This window comes from Streptomyces sp. NPDC033131 (assembly GCF_055578365.1).
In genome coordinates, this window is record NZ_JBVIPA010000005.1 from 128,380 (window position 1) to 146,761 (window position 18,382).

Annotated in this window: 15 protein-coding genes; 10 read left to right on the forward strand and 5 right to left on the reverse strand. The window is 71.7% G+C overall.

The features are described from left to right. Positions 1–136 precede the first annotated feature (136 nt). From ACZ5XS_RS09315 to ACZ5XS_RS09360, 10 genes are all read left to right on the forward strand, one after another. Complete coding sequence (locus tag ACZ5XS_RS09315; RefSeq protein ID WP_468649351.1) at positions 137–1,264, forward strand: LacI family DNA-binding transcriptional regulator; 1,128 nt, start codon at positions 137–139, stop codon at positions 1,262–1,264. A gap of 253 nt (positions 1,265–1,517) precedes the next feature. Further along, positions 1,518–1,973, forward strand: a complete 456-nt coding sequence (locus ACZ5XS_RS09320) for a DUF6153 family protein (RefSeq protein ID WP_468649353.1) — start codon at positions 1,518–1,520, stop codon at positions 1,971–1,973. A gap of 95 nt (positions 1,974–2,068) precedes the next feature. Further along, complete coding sequence (locus ACZ5XS_RS09325; protein WP_468649355.1) at positions 2,069–2,719, forward strand: DUF305 domain-containing protein; 651 nt, start codon at positions 2,069–2,071, stop codon at positions 2,717–2,719. Positions 2,720–3,017: 298 nt separating this feature from the next. Next, positions 3,018–3,536, forward strand: a complete 519-nt coding sequence (locus ACZ5XS_RS09330; RefSeq protein WP_468649357.1) for a DUF4396 domain-containing protein — start codon at positions 3,018–3,020, stop codon at positions 3,534–3,536. A 186-nt stretch (positions 3,537–3,722) separates the two neighbouring features. After that, positions 3,723–4,418 carry a LuxR C-terminal-related transcriptional regulator gene (locus ACZ5XS_RS09335; protein ID WP_468649359.1) on the forward strand — a complete coding sequence of 232 codons (696 nt, stop codon included), beginning with the start codon at positions 3,723–3,725 and terminating at the stop codon, positions 4,416–4,418. A gap of 201 nt (positions 4,419–4,619) precedes the next feature. Then, the gene (locus ACZ5XS_RS09340) at positions 4,620–9,836 is read left to right on the forward strand and encodes a family 43 glycosylhydrolase (RefSeq protein WP_468649361.1); all 5,217 of its coding nucleotides are present in this window, start codon (positions 4,620–4,622) and stop codon (positions 9,834–9,836) included. A gap of 23 nt (positions 9,837–9,859) precedes the next feature. Continuing rightward, positions 9,860–10,678 carry a class I SAM-dependent methyltransferase gene (locus ACZ5XS_RS09345; RefSeq protein WP_468649363.1) on the forward strand — a complete coding sequence of 273 codons (819 nt, stop codon included), beginning with the start codon at positions 9,860–9,862 and terminating at the stop codon, positions 10,676–10,678. A gap of 92 nt (positions 10,679–10,770) precedes the next feature. Next, positions 10,771–11,853, forward strand: a complete 1,083-nt coding sequence (locus tag ACZ5XS_RS09350) for a bifunctional class I SAM-dependent methyltransferase/NUDIX hydrolase (protein WP_468649672.1) — start codon at positions 10,771–10,773, stop codon at positions 11,851–11,853. Positions 11,854–11,897: 44 nt separating this feature from the next. Beyond that, positions 11,898–12,281, forward strand: a complete 384-nt coding sequence (locus ACZ5XS_RS09355) for a DUF779 domain-containing protein (RefSeq protein WP_468649365.1) — start codon at positions 11,898–11,900, stop codon at positions 12,279–12,281. Positions 12,282–12,357: 76 nt separating this feature from the next. Further along, entirely contained in the window at positions 12,358–13,596 is a 1,239-nt protein-coding gene (locus ACZ5XS_RS09360; protein ID WP_468649367.1) for a phosphodiester glycosidase family protein, read from the forward strand. A 29-nt stretch (positions 13,597–13,625) separates the two neighbouring features. On the opposite strand, the gene ACZ5XS_RS09365 is transcribed toward ACZ5XS_RS09360, so the two are convergent. The 5 genes from ACZ5XS_RS09365 to ACZ5XS_RS09385 all read right to left on the reverse strand — a co-directional run bounded on the left by ACZ5XS_RS09365 (position 13,626) and on the right by ACZ5XS_RS09385 (position 18,185). Beyond that, positions 13,626–13,820: a hypothetical protein gene (locus tag ACZ5XS_RS09365; protein WP_217242001.1), complete on the reverse strand. Its 195-nt coding sequence runs from the start codon at positions 13,818–13,820 to the stop codon at positions 13,626–13,628. A gap of 109 nt (positions 13,821–13,929) precedes the next feature. Further along, entirely contained in the window at positions 13,930–14,787 is an 858-nt protein-coding gene (locus tag ACZ5XS_RS09370; RefSeq protein WP_468649369.1) for a phosphatidylinositol-specific phospholipase C/glycerophosphodiester phosphodiesterase family protein, read from the reverse strand. A 172-nt stretch (positions 14,788–14,959) separates the two neighbouring features. Next, a complete protein-coding gene (locus ACZ5XS_RS09375; protein ID WP_468649371.1) occupies positions 14,960–16,033 on the reverse strand; it encodes an acyl-CoA dehydrogenase family protein in 1,074 nt (357 codons plus the stop codon). Continuing rightward, positions 16,030–17,211, reverse strand: coding sequence for an acyl-CoA dehydrogenase family protein (locus ACZ5XS_RS09380; protein WP_468649373.1), 1,182 nt, complete (start codon positions 17,209–17,211; stop codon positions 16,030–16,032). The genes ACZ5XS_RS09375 and ACZ5XS_RS09380 overlap by 4 nt, the downstream gene beginning before the upstream one ends. Next, positions 17,208–18,185 (reverse strand): NADPH:quinone oxidoreductase family protein, encoded by a 978-nt coding sequence (locus ACZ5XS_RS09385; protein WP_468649375.1) that lies wholly within the window; start codon positions 18,183–18,185, stop codon positions 17,208–17,210. The genes ACZ5XS_RS09380 and ACZ5XS_RS09385 overlap by 4 nt, the downstream gene beginning before the upstream one ends. Between the last annotated feature and the right edge of the window lie 197 nt (positions 18,186–18,382).

Sequence of the window (18,382 nt, forward strand, 5' to 3'; positions counted from 1 at the left end):
ACAAGCTAGATATCCAAAACGTTTTGCACAACAGCCACCGGCCAGGTCTCTTTCCCGGTGGCCCGGCGCTCGGCCTCGGCGCTCCGCACGCCGTCTGACATCATGGGGCTCGATCGTGCGGTCACCGGGAGACACCATGACGCGAGGAGCAGGGCGGGGCGGAAGTGCCGCCGCGCCGGCGCCACGGAGCGTGGACGTGGCCCGCCTGGCCGGGGTCTCGCAGAAGACGGTGTCGAGGGTCTTCAACGACGAACCGTACGTCTCCGCCGAGGTGCGCCGACGCGTCCTGGAAGCCGCCGAGCAGCTCGGCTACCGGCGCAACAACGCCGCCCGGGCACTGGCTTCCGGGCGGACCCGCTCGATCGGCGTGATCACACTGGGCACCGCCCTGTACGGGCCCGCCTCGCTGCTCATGGCGGTCGAGCGAAGTGTCCGGGACACGGGCTACGCGCTCCGCGTGGTCAACACCATGGAGGGCGACCCGGCGGGCCTCGCCGGAGCCGTGGACTCGCTCCTCGACCAGGGCGTGGACGGCATCTTCGTCTCCGAACCGATCGACGAAGACGGAGCGGACCCAGACGTCACCCTGCGGGCGGACGTTCCGGTCCTCGTCCTCGGTGCGCCGCCGCTCACCACCGCGACGACGATGCTCACCGCGGGGGACGGCGCCGACGCGATGGCCCGCACGGCCACCGGGCACCTGCTGGACCTCGGCCACGCGACGGTCCATCACCTGGCCGGTCCGCAGCGGTGGTTCGCCGCCCGGGGCCGCCTGGAGGGATGGCGAGCCACGCTGACGGCCCACGGCAGGGACGTGCCTCCTGTCGTCGAGGGCGACTGGTCGGCCGCCTCCGGGTACCGGGCGGGACGCCTGCTGGCCGAGGACGGTCACGTCACCGCGGTGTTCGCCGCCAACGACGACATGGCCATCGGCCTGATCCGCGCGCTGACGGAGGCGGGGCGGCGCGTGCCGGAGGACGTCAGCGTCGTCGGCTGCGACGACATCCCGGTCGCCGCCTACGTGACTCCGCCCCTCACCACGATGCGGCAGCCCTTCGACGCCGTGGCGCAGGAAGGACTCAAGCGTCTGGTGCACTCCATCGAGAACCCGGACGCGGCCCCCCTGCCGTCCAGCGACCCACCGGTCGACCTCGTCATCCGCGCCTCGACCGCGCCACCACCCGACCGGACCACCCCGGCGCGCGGACGGCGTACGCCCTCCCCTTCCGGCGAGGACCCGCCCGGTCCGCAGGTCCCGGACTGAGCGCGGCGCCTCGACCCGGAGCGGCATCCTGCCCCGCCCCGGACAGCCCGGCCGCACCTACCCGAACTCGCCCGCCGAGGCCCGCAGTTCACCGCCGGACCGCCCGTCGCCGGGCTCGAACCGGACGCGCACATCGCGATAGTCTACCAATCAGCTAAGTAGTTCAGTGGAACTCGACCCCTCGCACAGCACGGCCGGCATCCCTTGGGTACTGTCGGTCGAGCAGATTCAGAACGCCAGTGACGGAGTCCGTGTGAAGGTCAGCCGGTATGTACGCGCGGGGGGCGCCCTCGGGCACCTTCTGCTCGTCGTCGTGCTCGCCCTCGGCATCTTCGCGATGCACGGCATGGGCCACCCCGGCGAGTCGGCCCACTCCACCATGAGCGGCGCGTCCCACTCGACAGCGATGGACACGGCCGCTGCGGGCCACGCCCCGATGAGCGCTCCCACCGGCCGGGGCGCGGGCGGTCACGCCGCGGAGACGGCGGACGTGCCGTCCTCGGACGAACCCGCCATGGCCATGGACATGCTGTCGCTGTGCGTGGCGGTCCTGTTCGGCGCGTGGGCGCTCATCGCGCTCCTCAGGTCGGCGTTCACCCGTCGCCCGGGACAGCCGGCGGAGCTTCTTTCCCAGGTCACCTCGCTGCTGAGGCCCGGTCCCCCGCCACGCGGACCCGATCTCACCCGTTTGTCAGTTCTGCGGCTGTAGGCCGAACGCTCTCGTGGTGCGCGCACCAGGCGCGAACCCGCGATTCCGCGTACGCCCGAACAGCCGAAGTACCGACAACACGAGGTGAATCGACCATGACTGCCTTCACGCATGCCCCGCGCCGCGGGCCTGTCCGCCGCACCGCCGCCGTAGGCGTCGTCGCAGCCGCCGCGCTGCTTCTCTCCGCCTGCAGCGACGACGGCGACATGAGCGGCATGGACCACGGCAGCGGCAGCAGCAGCTCGGCGTCCGCGTCGGGAACCGCCGAGCCCGGCTCCGCCGGCTTCAACGACGCGGACGTCACGTTCGCGCAGATGATGATCCCGCACCACCAGCAGGCCCTGGAGATGGCCGGGCTCGCCGACCGCAGGGCCTCCGACGCGGAGCTCAAGGACGTCGCAGCGAAGATCGAGAAGGCTCAGGACCCGGAGATCAGGACGATGACGGGCTGGCTGAAGTCGTGGAACAAGCCGACGTCCGCGGGCTCCATGCCCGGAATGGACCACGGCAGCGGCGACGGCATGATGTCCGACGCGGACATGAAGCACCTCACGTCGATGAAGGGTGCCGAGTTCGACAAGATGTTCGCCGAGATGATGATCGAGCACCACAACGGCGCGATCAGCATGGCCGAGAGCGAGCAGAAGAGCGGCAAGAACGCCGACGCCGTGAAGATGGCGGGCGACATCGCCAAGGGTCAGTCCGCAGAGGTCAAGCAGTTGCAGAGCATCCTCGACCGGCTCTGAGCACGGCCGGCGCGAGCCGAGCGTCCGGCTCGCGCCGCCGCCCCGGCCGTCCGGGCTCCGCGGCGTTCGCGCCGGAGCCCGGACGGCCGCTCCCCCTGACACCCCGGCCGCTCCGCCCAACCGCGCCGGCCCGGGAGCAAGACGGCAATCCGCAGATGAGGGGAAGTCTGCGCGCGCCCCGAAACAGCGACCGACGCGGGGGATCATCTCCCTTGAGGAATACCCCTAGGGGGTATATGGTTGGTGACCGTGAAGCTCGGAGAACGGGCCACACCGGACGGGAATGGGGAAGAAGGTCATGGACCACACCGCTCACGAAACCGGCAAGGCGCACCACGCCCACGAGAGCCACCACGGCCACACCGGCCACGACACACCGGGCGGAGCATCCTGGGGAACGGCCGCCAAGGCGACACTTCACTGCCTGACCGGCTGCGCCATCGGCGAGATCCTCGGGATGGTCATCGGCACCGCCCTGATGTGGGGCAACGTGCCCACCATGGTTCTGGCGATCACACTCGCGTTCCTCTTCGGCTACTCCTTCACCCTGTTCGCGGTCCGACGGGCCGGCCTGGACCTGAAGGCGGCGATCAAGGTCGCGCTCGCCGCCGACACCGTCTCCATCGCCGTGATGGAGCTGGTCGACAACGGCATCATCGCCCTCACCCCCGGCGCGATGGACGCCCACCTGTCCGACGGACTGTTCTGGTCGGCCCTGCTGGGCGGCTTCGTGGTCGCCTTCCTGATCACCACGCCGGTCAACAAGTGGATGATCGGCCGCGGCAAGGGCCACGCGGTCGTCCACGCCTACCACTGACGCCTTCCGGACGCGCTCGGGACGCCCCGCACCCCGGGGGCGGCCCGAGCGCGTTCATGTCGCTCGACGCGCGGAATGTGACCCACACCACAACAGAAACGCCACCGTTTCGATAGACGCCAGGACTAGCCTTTTCGCATCTGAACGAAACCGTTTCGTTCAGATGATGAGAGGGGCATGCCCGGCATGACTTCCGTACTCGTGGTCAACAACCAGGCGCTGCAGCGCCACGGCTTCCGGATGCTCCTCGCGGCTCAGCCCGACCTCACGGTCGTGGGCGAGGCGTCCGGCGGATTCGAGGCGGTCCGCATGAGCGCCGAACTGCGTCCCGATGTCGTCCTGATGGACGCCCGCCTTCCGGAGAGCGGCGGCATCGAGGCCATCCGCCGCATCACCCGGCCCCCCGCCCTCCCCCACTCGTCCGATGCCGTCAGAGCCGTCCGCAACCCCCCGCAGGTCCTGACGCTGACCACTGCGGGCCGCGAAGAGCAGGCCCAAGCCGCCCTGCGCGCCGGAGCCCGCGGGTTCCTCCTCGAGGACGCCACCGCGGACGAACTGACCGCGGCCGTCCGCATCGTCGCCACCGGGGAGGCCGTCATCACGCCCGGCCTGACACGCGCCCTCATCGACGCGGTACGTCAACAACGCCCCTCGCACCCCACCAGGCGGGAGGCCGGCCTCAACCGCCTCACCGGACGCGAACGCGACGTGCTGATCGCCGTCGCCTCCGGCTGGTCCAACGCGGAGATCGCCGCACGGTTGTCGATCGCCCCCACCACGGTGAAGTCCCACGTCAGCAACATCCTCGGCAAGATCGGCGCCCGCGCCCGGGTCCAGGCCGTGGTGTTCGCCTACGAGTCCGGCCTGGTGCGGCCGGCCTGACACCGGTCCCGTTCCGGCCCGAAGCATCCCAACCATCCCCTGCCACCCACTCGTTCGGTCTGTCGGACATCGTTCGAAACCTCTTGACGCTGCGCCACACCCCGATTGACACTCTCGCAACACGACGTCACACAGCCGAAACAGCGGGGCGCCCCTGGCCGAGGCCCCTTCGTCAACCGTGTCTCAGCAGGGGAACTCCACATGACGCACATCGCACGACTGCGCGCCCGCGCGAGACGTTGGGCGGGCCCTCTCGCCGGGCTCACCGCCGCGTCACTGCTGCTGGGCCTCGCCGGTCCCGCCGGCCCCGCTCAGGCGGCACCGACAGCGGACGCCGCGGAGATCACCGACGGCCTCGCCCTCTGGTATCCGCTCGACGCCGCCTCGGGCGCCACCGCGGCCGACGCCTCCGGCAACGGCCGGAACGGCACGGTCAACGGCTCGGCCGGCTGGTCGTCCTCCGGTCAGGGGCTCGCCTTCAACGGGTCCGACACCTACATCAAGGTGCCGGACAACGTCATGCAGGGCATGAACGCGATCACCGTCTCGATGGACGTACTGATCGACTCCGCCCAGAGCACCCCGTACTTCCTCTACGGCTTCGGCAACTCCAGCGGCGGCAACGGCAACGGCTACCTGTTCACCACCGGCAACTCCTTCCGCACCTCCATCGCCACCGGCAACTGGTCGACGGAGCAGACCACCAGGCCCGCCGACTCCCACAATCTGACCCGCGCCGCGTGGAAGCACGTCACCTACACGCAGACCGGCAGCACCGGCGTCCTCTACGAGGACGGCGTCGAGGTGGCCCGCAACACCTCGGTCACCATCACCCCCGGTGCCATCGGCTCCGGCAACACCACCGCCAACTACGTCGGCAAGTCCGTGTACTCCGGCGACAAGCTGTTCAAGGGCAGGATCCGCGACTTCCGGGTGTACGACCGGGCGCTCGCCGGCACCGAGGTCGAGCAACTCTCCCTCCCCGTGGCCACCCAGGGCGTCGCCGACGACAAGGCCGCCCTCACGCTCGGCGACACCAGCGCGGTCACCGCCGACCTCGACCTGCCGAAGACCGGCCCGGCCGGCGGCTCCGCGGTCGGCTGGGCGAGCGACAACCCTGCCGTGGTGTCGGAAACCGGCAAGGTGACCCGCCCCGCCGCCGGTGAACCGGACGGCCACGCCACCCTCACGGCGACCCTCAAGAAGGGCGCCGTCACCGACACCAAGTCCTTCGACGTGACGGTCCTCGCCGCCTTCGACGACGAGTCCGCGACGCGGCAGGCCGCCGAGGCGCTGACCGTCCACAACCTCGACGACGTACGGGGCAACCTCACCCTCCCCGCGGACGGCGACCACGGCACCCGCGTCACCTGGACCTCCGCGCAGCCGGACGTCGTCGCCGCCGACGGCACGGTCCACCGCCCCGCGCACGGCGACGGCTCCACCACCGTCGACCTGACCGCGACCGTCACCAAGGGCGCGGCCACGGCGACCCGCACCTTCACCGCCAAGGTCCCCGAACTCCCCGCGAAGCAGGCCCTCAAGGGCTACATGTTCAGCTACTTCACCGGCGAGGGCACCTCCGACGGCGAGCAGCTCTACGCCGCCCTCAGCAAGGGCAACGACCCGCTCAAGTGGCGGGAGTTGAACGACGGAAAGCCCGTCCTGACCTCCACGCTCGGTGAGAAGGGCCTGCGCGACCCGTTCATCATCCGCTCCCCCGAGGGCGACAAGTTCTACCAGATCGCCACCGACCTCAGGATCTACGGCAACGGCGACTGGGACGCCTCCCAGCGCACCGGCAGCAAGTCGATCATGGTCTGGGAGTCCACGGACCTCGTGCACTGGACCGACCAGCGCCTGGTCAAGGTCTCCCCCGACAGCGCGGGCAACACCTGGGCGCCGGAGGCGTACTACGACGCGAAGCTCGGCGCGTACGTGGTCTTCTGGGCGTCGAAGCTGTACGACAACGAGGCGCACTCCGGCGACACGTACAACCGCATGATGTACGCGACCACCCGCGACTTCCACACCTTCAGCGAGCCCAAGGTGTGGATCGACCGCGGCTACTCGGTCATCGACTCCACGGTGATCCAGCACGACGAAACGTACTTCCGCCTGTCGAAGGACGAGCGGAACAACACCTCCTCCACGCCGAACAGCAAGTTCATCTTCGAGGAGAAGAGCGACTCGCTCCTCGACACGTCCTGGACGGCGGTCGCCGAGGGCATCGGCAAGGGCGCGATGAGCGCCGCCGAGGGGCCCCTGGTCTTCAAGTCCAACACCGAGGAGAAGTGGTACGCGTTCCTCGACGAGTTCGGCGGCCGCGGCTACATCCCGTTCGAGACGACGGACCTCGGCTCCGGCACCTGGACCCCGTCCACCGGCTACGACCTGCCCGCCAAGCCCCGCCACGGCACCGTCCTGCCGGTCACCCAGGCCGAGTACGACCGCCTGCTGCGCGCCTACCAGCCCGACCAGCTCGTCGAGAGCGTCGAGGACATCGCCGTGAAGACGCGCACCGGTGAGGCGCCGGTCCTGCCGGCCACCGTGATCGCGACGTACGCCGACGGCGTCGAGCGTCCCGTCTCCGTCGACTGGGCGGACGTACCGGAATCCGCGTACGCCCAGGCCGGCACCTTCACGGTGACGGGCACCCTGCCCGAAGGAGCCACCCTGAACGCCGGGGTCACGGTCTCCGCCGAAGGCCCCGACGTACCGGCCGACCTGCTGCTGGACTACGACTTCGACGAGACCGGCGGCAACATCGCCCGCGACTCCAGCGGTCACGGCTACCACGGCACATACGTGCGGACGCCCGACTTCGGGACCGGCGTGGACGGCGGCTCGTTCAAGATGTCCGGCGGTACCAGCAGCTCGACCACCTCGCCGTACGTCAGAATCCCGGGCGGCGTCCTGAAGGACGCGGCCAGCGTCACCGTCTCCACCCACGTCAAGTGGAAGGGCGGGGACAATTTCCAGTGGCTCTTCGGCCTGGGCCCCGACAGCAACAAGTACCTCTTCGCCTCCCCCTCCAACGGCGGCGGCAAGCTCTTCTCCGCGATCACGAAGGCCACCTGGTCGGGCGAGAAGCAGATGACGGCGGGCAGCCGGCTCACCCCCGGAGAGTGGCAGCACGTCACCGTCACCGTGGACGGCGCGACCGAGACCGCGGTCCTCTACGTGGACGGCGTCCAGGCGGCCCGGGCCACCGGGGTCACCATCAAGCCGTCCGAGCTCTACGACCCCGCCAAGGGCTACTCCGGCTACATCGGCAAGTCCCTGTACTCCCCCGACCCCTACTTCGCCGGCGAGGTCGACGACTTCCGGATCTACAACCGGGCCCTGTCGCCCACCGAGGTCCTGGAGCTCAGCGGCAACACCACGGGCATCGCCGCGGCGACCCACCCCGCGCTGAAGACCGACGCGATCATCGACGACGCGGGCAGCAGGATCACCCTGCCGCTGGCCGAGGGCAGCGATCTCACCGCCCTGGCACCGGAGTTCGCCCTCGCCCACGGCGCGTCCATCAGCCCCGCCTCCGGCACGCTGCACGACTTCACCGAGCCGGTGGCGTACGAGGTGACCGGCTCGGACGGCGCCAAGCGCACCTGGACGGTCACGGCGCTGGTGATGAAGAGCCCGGTCCTGCCGGGGCTCAACGCCGACCCGAACATCGTCAGGTTCGGCGACACCTTCTACCTCTACCCGACCACCGACGGCTTCCCGGGCTGGAGCGGCACGCAGTTCAAGGCGTACTCCTCCACCGACCTGGTCCACTGGAAGGACCACGGCGTCATCCTCGACCTGGGGCCGGACGTCAGCTGGGCCGACAGCCGGGCCTGGGCGCCGACGATGGCCGAGAAGAACGGGAAGTACTACTTCTACTTCAGCGCCGACGCCAACATCGGCGTCGCGGTCTCCGACTCGCCCACCGGCCCGTTCAAGGATCCTCTGGGCCGACCGCTGCTCAAGGCGGGCCAGTTGACCGGCCAGATGATCGACCCGGCGGTCTTCACGGACGACGACGGCACGTCGTACCTCTACTTCGGCAACGGCCGCGCCTACGTGGTCCCGCTGAACGACGACATGACGTCCTTCGACGCCACGAAGGTCAAGGACATCACCCCGAGCGGGTACAACGAGGGCTCCTTCGTCATCAAGCGCAAGGGCACCTACTACTTCACGTGGTCGGAGAACGACACCCGCGACGAGAACTACCGCGTCGCCTACGCCACCGGCCCCTCGCCCACCGGACCGTGGACCAAGCAGGGCATCATCCTGGAGAAGGACCTCTCACTCGGCATCAAGGGCCCCGGCCACCACTCCGTGGTGGACGTCCCCGGCACCGACGACTGGTACATCGCCTACCACCGCTTCGCGATCCCCGGCGGTGACGGCACCCACCGCGAAACCACCGTCGACAAGCTGGAGTTCGACGCGGACGGCCTGATCAAGAAGGTCGTCCCGACCCTGACGAGCATCGACCCGGTCACCGTCGTCCACGCGGGTGCCGACGCCGAAGGCACCGAGGGTGACGCGATCCGGATCGACGGCACCGTCTCGGGAGCGGGCGGCCCGAAGTGGACCGTCGAGCAGGGTGCGCCCTGCACGTTCGCGGACGCCGGAGCGGCCCGGACCACGATCACCTGCACGGACAACGGCAGCTACCAGGTCACCCTCACCGGCGGCCGCAGCAGCGACACCGCGACCGTCACCGTCACCAACGCCGCCCCGGCGATCACCTCCGCCGAGGGCCCGCAGTCACCCGTCGCGGCGGGCCGCCGTACGGACGTCACCACCACGTTCGGCGACCGGGGCACGAGTGACACCCACACCTGCACCGTCGACTGGAAGGACGGCACCGAGCCGACGGAGGGCACCGTCACCGCCTCCGGCTGCACGGCATCCCACACCTACACCTCGGCGGGCATCCGCCGGCCCGTGGTCACGGTGACCGACGACGACGGCGGCACGGACCGCAGGACCCTGCCCGACCTGGTCGTCTACGACCGGAGCGCCGGCCCCGCGGCCGGAGTCGGTGTCATCACCTCGCCCGCGGGCGCCTACCCCGCCGGGCCCGCACTGACCGGCAAGGCCGCCTTCTCCTTCGCCGCCGACTACAAGAAGGGCGCCACCGTCCCGTCCGGGACCGCGACCTTCGACTTCGGCGCGGCCCGGCTGAAGTTCCGCTCCACCGGCTCCGACTGGCTGGTGGTCACCGGAACCCGGGCCGTCTACCAGGGATCCGGCACGGTGGGCGGCACGGCTGGCTACGGTTTCCGTGTCACCGCCACGGACGGCCCGGACACCTTCCGTATCGAGATCTGGAAGAAGTCCACCGGCGTGGTGGTGTACGACAACACCACGGCGGCGAAGGCCATCGGCTTCGTCACCGTCGGAGGCCTCCGGCCGTAGGCCCACCAGGAGAGGACGCCCTCATGACCGGACCACAGCAGCAGACCGGGACGACCGTCACGGACGTGTTCAGCGCGGGCTCCGAGGAGTTCCACCGCTGGTCGCCGCTGCTGTGGGATCCGGTCGGGGAGGCGACGGTCGCCATGGCGGCGCCCGGCCCCGGGGAGCGGGTACTGGACGCCTGCTGCGGGGCCGGGGCGTCGGCGCTGCCCGCCGCGCGTGCCGTCGGCCCGGCCGGCGCGGTCGACGGGGTCGACCTGTCCGGGGCGCTGCTGGACATCGCCACCGACCGGGCCCGGCGGGAAGGGCTGGGGAACGTCCGCTTCCACCGTCACGACATCACGGCCTGGCCCGCTCCCGACGGCGGCTACGACCTGGTGCAGTGCGCGCTCGGGGTGTTCTTCCTCCCCGACATGGACCGGGACACCGCGGCCCTGGCCCGCCTGCTGCGTCCCGGGGGGCGGCTGGCCGTGACGGTGTGGGAGAGGGGCGCCCTCGCCGGCTGGTGGCAGGCGCTCAGGGGCGCGGTGGAGACCCAGCGGGCCTGGCCGGACTCCCGGCAGACGGCCCAGCGCGCCCGCATCGACACCACCGACACGCTCACCGCCTGGCTGCGGGGCCTCGGCCTCACCGCCGCGCACGTCGAACCCCGGCGGCGGGCCGTTCCCCTGACACCCGGCACGGCATGGGACCTGGTCGTGGGCAGCGGCACCCGGGTCCTGCTGCAGGGGCTGGACCCGGCCGCCGTCGAGAGCCTGCGCACGGAGTTCACGGCCCGTCTCACCGCCGCCTCGGTGACCGATCTGGACGTACGCGTCCTCACCGCCAGGGCCACCGCGTGACGGGCCCGCACCCCTTCGCCGCCGACGGGGCCGAGTCGGTCAACGCCGACGCCTGGCACGCGTACGGAACCCATCACCTGCGCCGCGGCACCGTGTTGCCGGAGGTGGAGCGGATCGACTGGGGCTTCTGGGGCACCGGGCCGGGGGACGAGATCCTCGGCGAGCTGTCAGGCCGGCGGGTCCTCGACCTCGGCTGCGGCCCCGCCCGGCACGCCGCGCACCTCGTCCGTGCCCATGGCGCCCGCGTGGACGCGGTCGACTCCTCACCGAGTCAGTGCGAACGGGCCCGCGCCCGCTACGGCGCGCTGTCCGGCCTGCGGCTCGTCCGGGCGGACGCCGTCGAACACCTGCGTGCGGCCGAGCCGTACGACGTCATCTACTCCGTCAACGCCGTGCCGTACATCGATCCGCGTCGGCTGCTGCCGGCCCTGGCCGGCGCGCTCAGGCCCGGCGGGACGCTGTGTTTCACCGTGCTCCACACCAACTCGCACGGCGACGGCCCCTCGTCCGTCGTCACGTCCCGGCCCGAGATCCTGCCGCTCGCCGGCGGCGGCGAGACGACCGTGCGGATGTGGGTCCTCACCCCGGAGCTCTGGTCCGACCTGCTCGCCGAGCACGGCCTGCGGGTCGAGCACGTCGACGTCCTGGACTCGCCGGACGAGGGCAACAAGGCCTCCTACCGCGTCTTCCGGGCCACCCGCCCCGTCCGCGTCTCGTCGCGCCCCCGCACCTCCCGGCCGCCGGTCCCGCACGCGGCGATCGGTGTCGGCGCCATCCTGTACGGGCCTCGCGGGCTGCTGCTGGGCCGGCACCGCAGGGGCACCTGGGAGCTGCCCGGCGGCACGGTGGAACCCGGCGAGTCGCTTCCCGAGACGGTCGTGCGGGAACTTCGTGAGGAGACCGGTATCGACGCCCGCCCGGCCGACGTACGGCTCCTCGGCACGCTCCTGGACGACGTCGGCGGTGTCGTACGGCTCACGGTGGCCGCCCGCGTGACGGCGTGGCGCGGCGAGGCGGGCGACCAGCCCGGCGAACGCGTCGGCGACTGGCGCTGGTTCCCGCTGGACCGGCTGCCGGAGAACCTGTTCGTGTGCAGCGCCCAGGGCCTCACCGCCTGGCGCCCGGACCTGCCGATCGACCACACGCCGGCGCACTTCACGCCGTACGGCGACTGACCCGCAACCCCCTCGCAACCTTCGCCGTGCTGCACTCGGTGACCATGCCCGAAGAATCCGCACCACTCGTCCACGACGAGGCCCCCCGCGTCCAGCTCACCCCCGCCGCGGCCGACCTGCTGCGCCGGCTGCGCGAGACGCACGGTCCGCTGATGTTCCATCAGTCCGGCGGCTGCTGCGACGGCAGCGCCCCCATGTGCTATCCGGCCGGCGAGTTCCGCACCGGCGGCTCGGACGTGCTGCTCGCGGAGCTGCACGTGGCCGGGGTGGACGAGCCGGTGACGTTCTGGATGTCGCGGAGCCAGTACGAGGTGTGGAGCCACACGCGGCTGATCGTGGACGTCGTCGAGGGCCGGGGCAGCGGGTTCTCGCTCGAGGCCCCCGAGGGGGTGCGTTTCCTCACCCGTTCGCGGGTGATCGGCGCCTAGCGCCACCCCGGTAACCCTCGCCGTCTGGTGAACTTCCCCTGAGTCCTGGGACAGTTGACGAGACCTCGGGGGGACTGTGACGCATCGTCAAGGGCGGTTCGGCGCGGGCAGATCGGCACTGACGCTGCTCACGGCACTCGGCACGCTGGCCGGTGCGGCCCTGGTGGGGGCGGCACCGGCCGGCGCCGGGCAGACGCACACCCGGATCGCGGAGGGTGTCGGGTACCAGGAGTTCGACATCGCGGCGGCCAAGGGGCCCGCGCACGCACACCTGCTGACCGTCGACCTGCGCAACCCGCGCGTCCGCGTGGACCTGCTGTACCCGGGGGCGGTCGCCGCGCGGGCCACCGTCTCCGCACTGGCCGACGCGACGGGCGCCGTGGCGGGCGTCAACGGCGACTTCTTCAACATCACCGAGGCGCAGCACCCGGGCGTCGAGGCCACCGGTGCGAGCGTGGGACCGGCGATCGCCAGGGGCCACACCCTCAAGGCGGCGGTGCCGGACGGGCAGCGGTTCGGTCCGGCGCTGCCGCCCGGCACGAGCACCGAGGACGTGATCGGCGTCGGTATCGACCGCCGGGTCCGGATCGGCGCCCTGGCCCTCGACGGCTCGGTCAGCACCCCGCAGGGACGGCTGCCGCTCGGCGGGCTGAACCAGTACGCGCTGCCGGTCGGGTCGGTCGGGGCGTTCACCTCGGACTGGGGCAGCGCCTCACGGGTCCGGGCGACCTGCGGCACGGACACGGAACGGGCCGCCCCGTGCAGTACCGACACCCACGAGGTGACGGTCCGGGGCGGGCGGGTCGTGTCGGCCGCGGCCCGCCCGGGCAGCGGGCCCGTCGCCGCGGGTACCACGGTGCTCGTCGGGCGCGAGGCGGGCGCGCAGCAGCTGCGGAAGCTGTCCGCGGGCGAGGCGGTGACGGTACGGCACCGGCTGGTGGCGTCCCCGTCGCGGATTCCGTTCCGCTTCGCGCTCGGCGGCTACCCGGTCCTCAGGTACGGCCGGCCGCTGCCGGGCCTCGACGCCGGCACCTCGGCGGTACGCACGGCCGTGGGGGTCGCGGACGGCGGGCGGCGCCTGCTGTTGCTCGCGCTGGACGGGGCGCCCGAGTACCGCTCCGGTCTGACGATCGCCGAAGTGGCGCGCGTCCTGCGGGAGCTGGGTGCGGCGCACGGCTTCAGCCTGGACGGCGGCGGCTCGTCGACCCTGGTCACCCGCAGGCCGGGCGCCACCGCCGTCGCCGTACGGAACAACCCCTCCGGCGGTGCGGAACGCCGCGTCCCGAACGGCATCGGGATCTTCTCCAGGCCGTAGGGGCCGTAGGGGCCGTGGCAGCCGCGGCGTCAGGGTCTCAGGCTGCTGACGATGCCCGCCGTCGCCGTGAGGCCGCTGCTGATCGTGGGGGCGATGCTCGTACTGGCCAGCGAGAAGCCGAGCAGCAGGCACACCAACGCGTGCGAGACCTTCAGCCCGCCGTTGCGCAGGAAGATCACCGCCAGGATCAGCAGCAGCATCACCACAGAGATGGAAATCGCCATCGTCAACCTCCTCCACCACGCCCGGTTCACGGCTTTCGGCCGCAAGTGTGGCGTAGTGGAGGCTTCGTCCGGGCAGCTGACCTGTCCGCCGAACGTGTGATGTCCGTGCCTACCGGTGGGCGTCCAGGAAGGCTTCCAGTCCGGCGAGGTCGTCGGTGTTGAGGTGGTCGACGTCGGCGGCGAGCAGTTCGGCCCACAGGGCGTCCCGGGCGGGGCCGGCCACGTCCGGGGTGGCCCAGAACCGGACCCTCTGCCCGCGTGCGTGGGCCGTCCGCACGATGGTCCGCAGCTTGTGCCGTTCGGTGTCCGGGAAGGCGCCCACGCCCCGCCAGGTGAAGTTGAGCGTCCAGTTGTCGCTGATCAGCGGGACGAAGGAGGCGGGTGCCGAGGTGCCGAGGTCGGCGAGCCGGCCGTCGTAGAAGGCGCGCCGGACGGTCTGCGCCTCCATGGGTGCACGGGCGGCGCGGTCCCCGGAGATCACGGCGGTGACCGGGCCGGGCAGGACGCGGCCGTGGACGTAGGTCGTGAACAGGTGCTTGTAGCGCCCAAGATGCCGGTCGAGTTCGAGATACGTCGACGAGCCCTCGGTCTTGATGTCGATGAGCAGTTGCAGCGGCTTGCGGTGACCCCGGTACACGGAGCCGTGGTTGGCCCTGACCCGGGCGGCGAGCGGGTCGAGGTAGAGGGATTCGAGGGTGCGGGCCGGGTCGAGGTCGACCGGGTCGTGGGCGACGAGGAGTTCGTCGCCCACGAGGAAGATGTCGGCCTCGAGACTGCCGAAGCGGTGGTCGAGGGCGTCGAGGAGGGGGCGCGGGTGCTCGTAGTCGTTGTGGGCGTGGGCGCGCCACAACGGCCGCGGGCGGTGCTTCTGTTCGCCGGCCAGCGCACTGGCGGCGGGCAGGGCGACCGTGCCCGCGAGGGCGGCGCCGAGAGTGGTGAGGGCTCTGCGACGGGTGGTGAGGGCCATGCTCTGCCTCCCTGGTAGGCCTTACGGGACCGCAGAGAGTATGCGTTCCACAGGGGCCCAAGGAGCAGTGCCGGGAGAGGAGTTGGCCGGACTGCCGCTGTCCGTTCACTTCGTCCGGGCGGAGCACGCGAAAGAGCCCGCCCCAGGTGGGGCGGGCTCTTTCCGGTGGATGTCAGGGGGCTTGGAGGCCGACGAGTTCGGCCACCGCCTCCCGGTGCGCGCCGGCCGTCCCGTACGCGATCGAGTCGGCCTTCGACCGCTTCAGGTACAGGTGGGCCGGGTGCTCCCAGGTCATGCCGATCCCGCCGTGCAGCTGGACGGCTTCCTCGGCCGCGTGCACGGCGACGGAGGCCGCGTACGCCTGGGCGACGGCGACCGCCACGTCCGCGTCCTCGCCGGTCGCGAGCGCGTCCGCCGCATGGCGAGCGGCGGCACGCAGGTTGACGACCTCCAGCCACAGCTGGGCGAGCCGGTGCTTGAGCGCCTGGAACCCGCCGACGGGCCGGTTGAACTGCTTGCGCTCCTTGAGGTACCGGACCGTCTCCGTCAGCGACCATTCGGCCAGCCCCAGTTGCTCGGAGGCGAGCAGCCCGGCTCCGGCCCGCAGCGCCCGTCGTACGGCCGGCTCGGCCTCCCCGACGCGACGGGCCGAAGCCCCGTCGAGGGTGACGGTCGCGAGCGGCCGGGTCAGGTCCAGCGAGACCTGCCCGGTGACGGTCACCGCGTCCGCGCCGACCTCGTACAGCCCGCCGTCCTCGGCGGGCACGAGCAGCACATCGGCTGCCGCCGCGTCCGCGACGCCGGTCAGCTCCCCGTGCAGGGTGCCGCCTTCCAGGCGTACGGCCTTGTGGGCGCCGCCCGGGGCGACGCTCAGGGCGACGGCGAGGACCCCGATGCGCCGGCCGGAGGCCAGCTCGGCGAGCAGGTCGTCGGCCCCGCACGCCAGCAGTGCCTCGGTGGCGACGACGGCACTGGTCAGGTAGGGCACGGGGGCGACCGCGCGCCCCAACTCCTCCAGGACGACGGCGGCTTCGCGGTGCGAGGCGCCCTGGCCGCCCTGCGCCTCGGGCACCAGGAGCCCGGCGAGGCCCATGCCGTCGGCGAGCGCCTTCCACAGCGAGCGGTCGTGCGGTGCGTCGGTCTCGGTGCGGGCGATCACGCCCGCGGCGTCGCAGTGGTCCGTGAGCAGGTCGCGGACGGCGGCGCGCAGCGCGTCCTCCTCCTCCGAGTAGAGAAGATCTGTCATCGGGCCAGGTCCTTCCAGGCGACGTCCTTGTCGGTGCGCGGCTCGGAGGGCAGGCCCAGGACGCGCTCGGCGACGATGTTCAGCAGGACCTCGGTGGTCCCGCCCTCGATGCTGTTGCCCTTGGAGCGGAGGTAGCGGTAGCCGGCGTCGCGTCCCGTGAAGTCGACCAGCTCCGGTCGGCGCATGGTCCAGTCCTCGTACAACAGGCCCTCCTCGCCGAGGAGTTCGACCTCAAGGCCGCTGATCTCCTGGTTGAGGCGGGCGAACGCGAGCTTCATGCCGGAGCCCTCGGGGCCGGGCTGGCCGGCGACGAGCTGCTGGCGCAGCCGTTCGCCGGTGAGGCGGGCGACCTCGGCCTCGACCCAGAGCTTGAGCAGTCGCTGGTGGAGGTCGTGGGTGCGCAGTTCGGGGCGTTCGCGCCAGGCCTTGGAGACGGGGCCGATCATGCCGCCCTCGCGGGGCAGCCGCATGCCACCGATGGCGACGCGTTCGTTGTTCAGCGTGGTCTGCGCGACCCGCCAGCCGTCGCCGACCTCGCCGAGGCGGCGGGAGTCGGGGATGCGGACGTCGGTGAGGAACACCTCGTTGAACTCGGCCTCGCCGGTGATCTGGCGCAGCGGCCGGACCTCGACACCCGGGTCGGTCATGTCGCAGATGAAGTACGTGATGCCCCGGTGCTTGGGCACGTCCGGGTCGGTCCGGGCGATGAGGATGGCCCACCGGGCGAGGTGGGCGCTGGACGTCCACACCTTCTGCCCGTTGACCACCCAGTCGTCGCCCTCTCGGACGGCCCGGGTCCCGAGCGCGGCGAGGTCGGATCCGGCGCCGGGCTCGCTGAACAGCTGGCACCAGACCTCCTCCCCCACCCACAGGGGCCGCAGGTACCGCTGCTTCTGCTCCTTGGTGCCGTAGCCGAGGATCGTCGGCGCGGCCATCCCGAGGCCGATGCCGATGCGCCGCGGGTCGTTGTCGGGGGCGCCCGCGGCCTCCAGCTCGGTGTCCACCACGGCCTGGAGGGAGCGCGGGGCGCCGAGCCCGCCGAGGCCCTCCGGGTAGTGCACCCACGCCAGTCCGGCGTCGAAGCGGGCCTTCAGGAAGTTGGTCCGGTCGGTGGTCGCGGGCGGGTACGCGGCCAGCAACTCCTCGCTGCGGCGCCTGAGTTCGGCTGCGTCGGTCATGCCGCGCCTCCTTCGGCGAGTCCGGGGACGACGACGACCCGGCCGGTGGTGACACCGTCGCCGACCCGCTGCACGGCCGCCGCGGCGCCGCCCAGCGGCACGCGCTCGCTCACCAGCGGCTTGATCGCGCCCCGGGCGGTCAGCTCGGTGAGCTGTTCGTGGCAGTGCTGGACCAGTTTCGGGTTCTTGGTGTTGTACAGGCCCCAGTGCAGGCCGAGGACCGAGTAGTTCTTCACCAGCGGGTGGTTGAGCGACGGGCTGGGGATCGTCCCGCTCGCGAAGCCGACGACGACGATCCGGCCCTCGAAGGCGACGACCTTGGCCGACTGGGCGTAGGCCTCGCCGCCGACCGGGTCGTAGATCACGTCGGCCCCCCGGCCGCCGGTGGCCTCCTTCACGGCGGCGATGACGTTCTCGCTCCGCCGGTCGATCACCAGGTCACAGCCCGACTCCCGGGCGACGGCGGCCTTGTCGGCGCCGCCCACGACACCGATCACGATCGCGCCGGCCGCCTTGCCGAGCTGCACGGCCGCGCTGCCGACCCCTCCGGCGGCAGCGTGGACGAGCAGCGTCTCGCCGGCTTCCAGGCGGGCCCGCCGGTGCAGACCGAACCAGCCCGTCTGGTAGCCGATGTGCAGGGCGGCGGCCTCGGCGTCGTCCAGCGAGTCGGGGGCGGCCAGCAGGGCGGCGGCGTCCGCGACGGCGTACTCGGCGAAACCGCCGTACGGCAGCGCGGGGTTGGCGATGACCCGCCGCCCGTCCTCGGTCTCGCCGCAGATCTCCACGCCCGGCGTGAACGGCAGTGGCGGCCTGACCTGGTAGTGGCCCCGGACCATGAGCACGTCCGGGAAGTTGATGTTCGCGGCACGCACCTTCAGCAGGACCTGGCCGTCACCGGGCGTGGGCCGCGCCACGTCCGCGAGGCGCATCACCTCGCCCGGCTCGCCGTTCTCGTGCACTTGCCATGCCTGCATGCGGGGCCTCCACGGGACTCACGGGACTGTGTTTGTTTCGTTCGCCTCAGGAGCGCCTCAGCCGGTGTCGGGAGACCGACCGTGCTCAGCCCTTCGGGCCTCCGCGCGCTCGGCCTCCCGACACCGGCGCGCCCATTCGGCTCACGTGTCGTCTGACCGGGTCCCCCGCATACTAAGCGGTCGCTTGCCGATCAGGG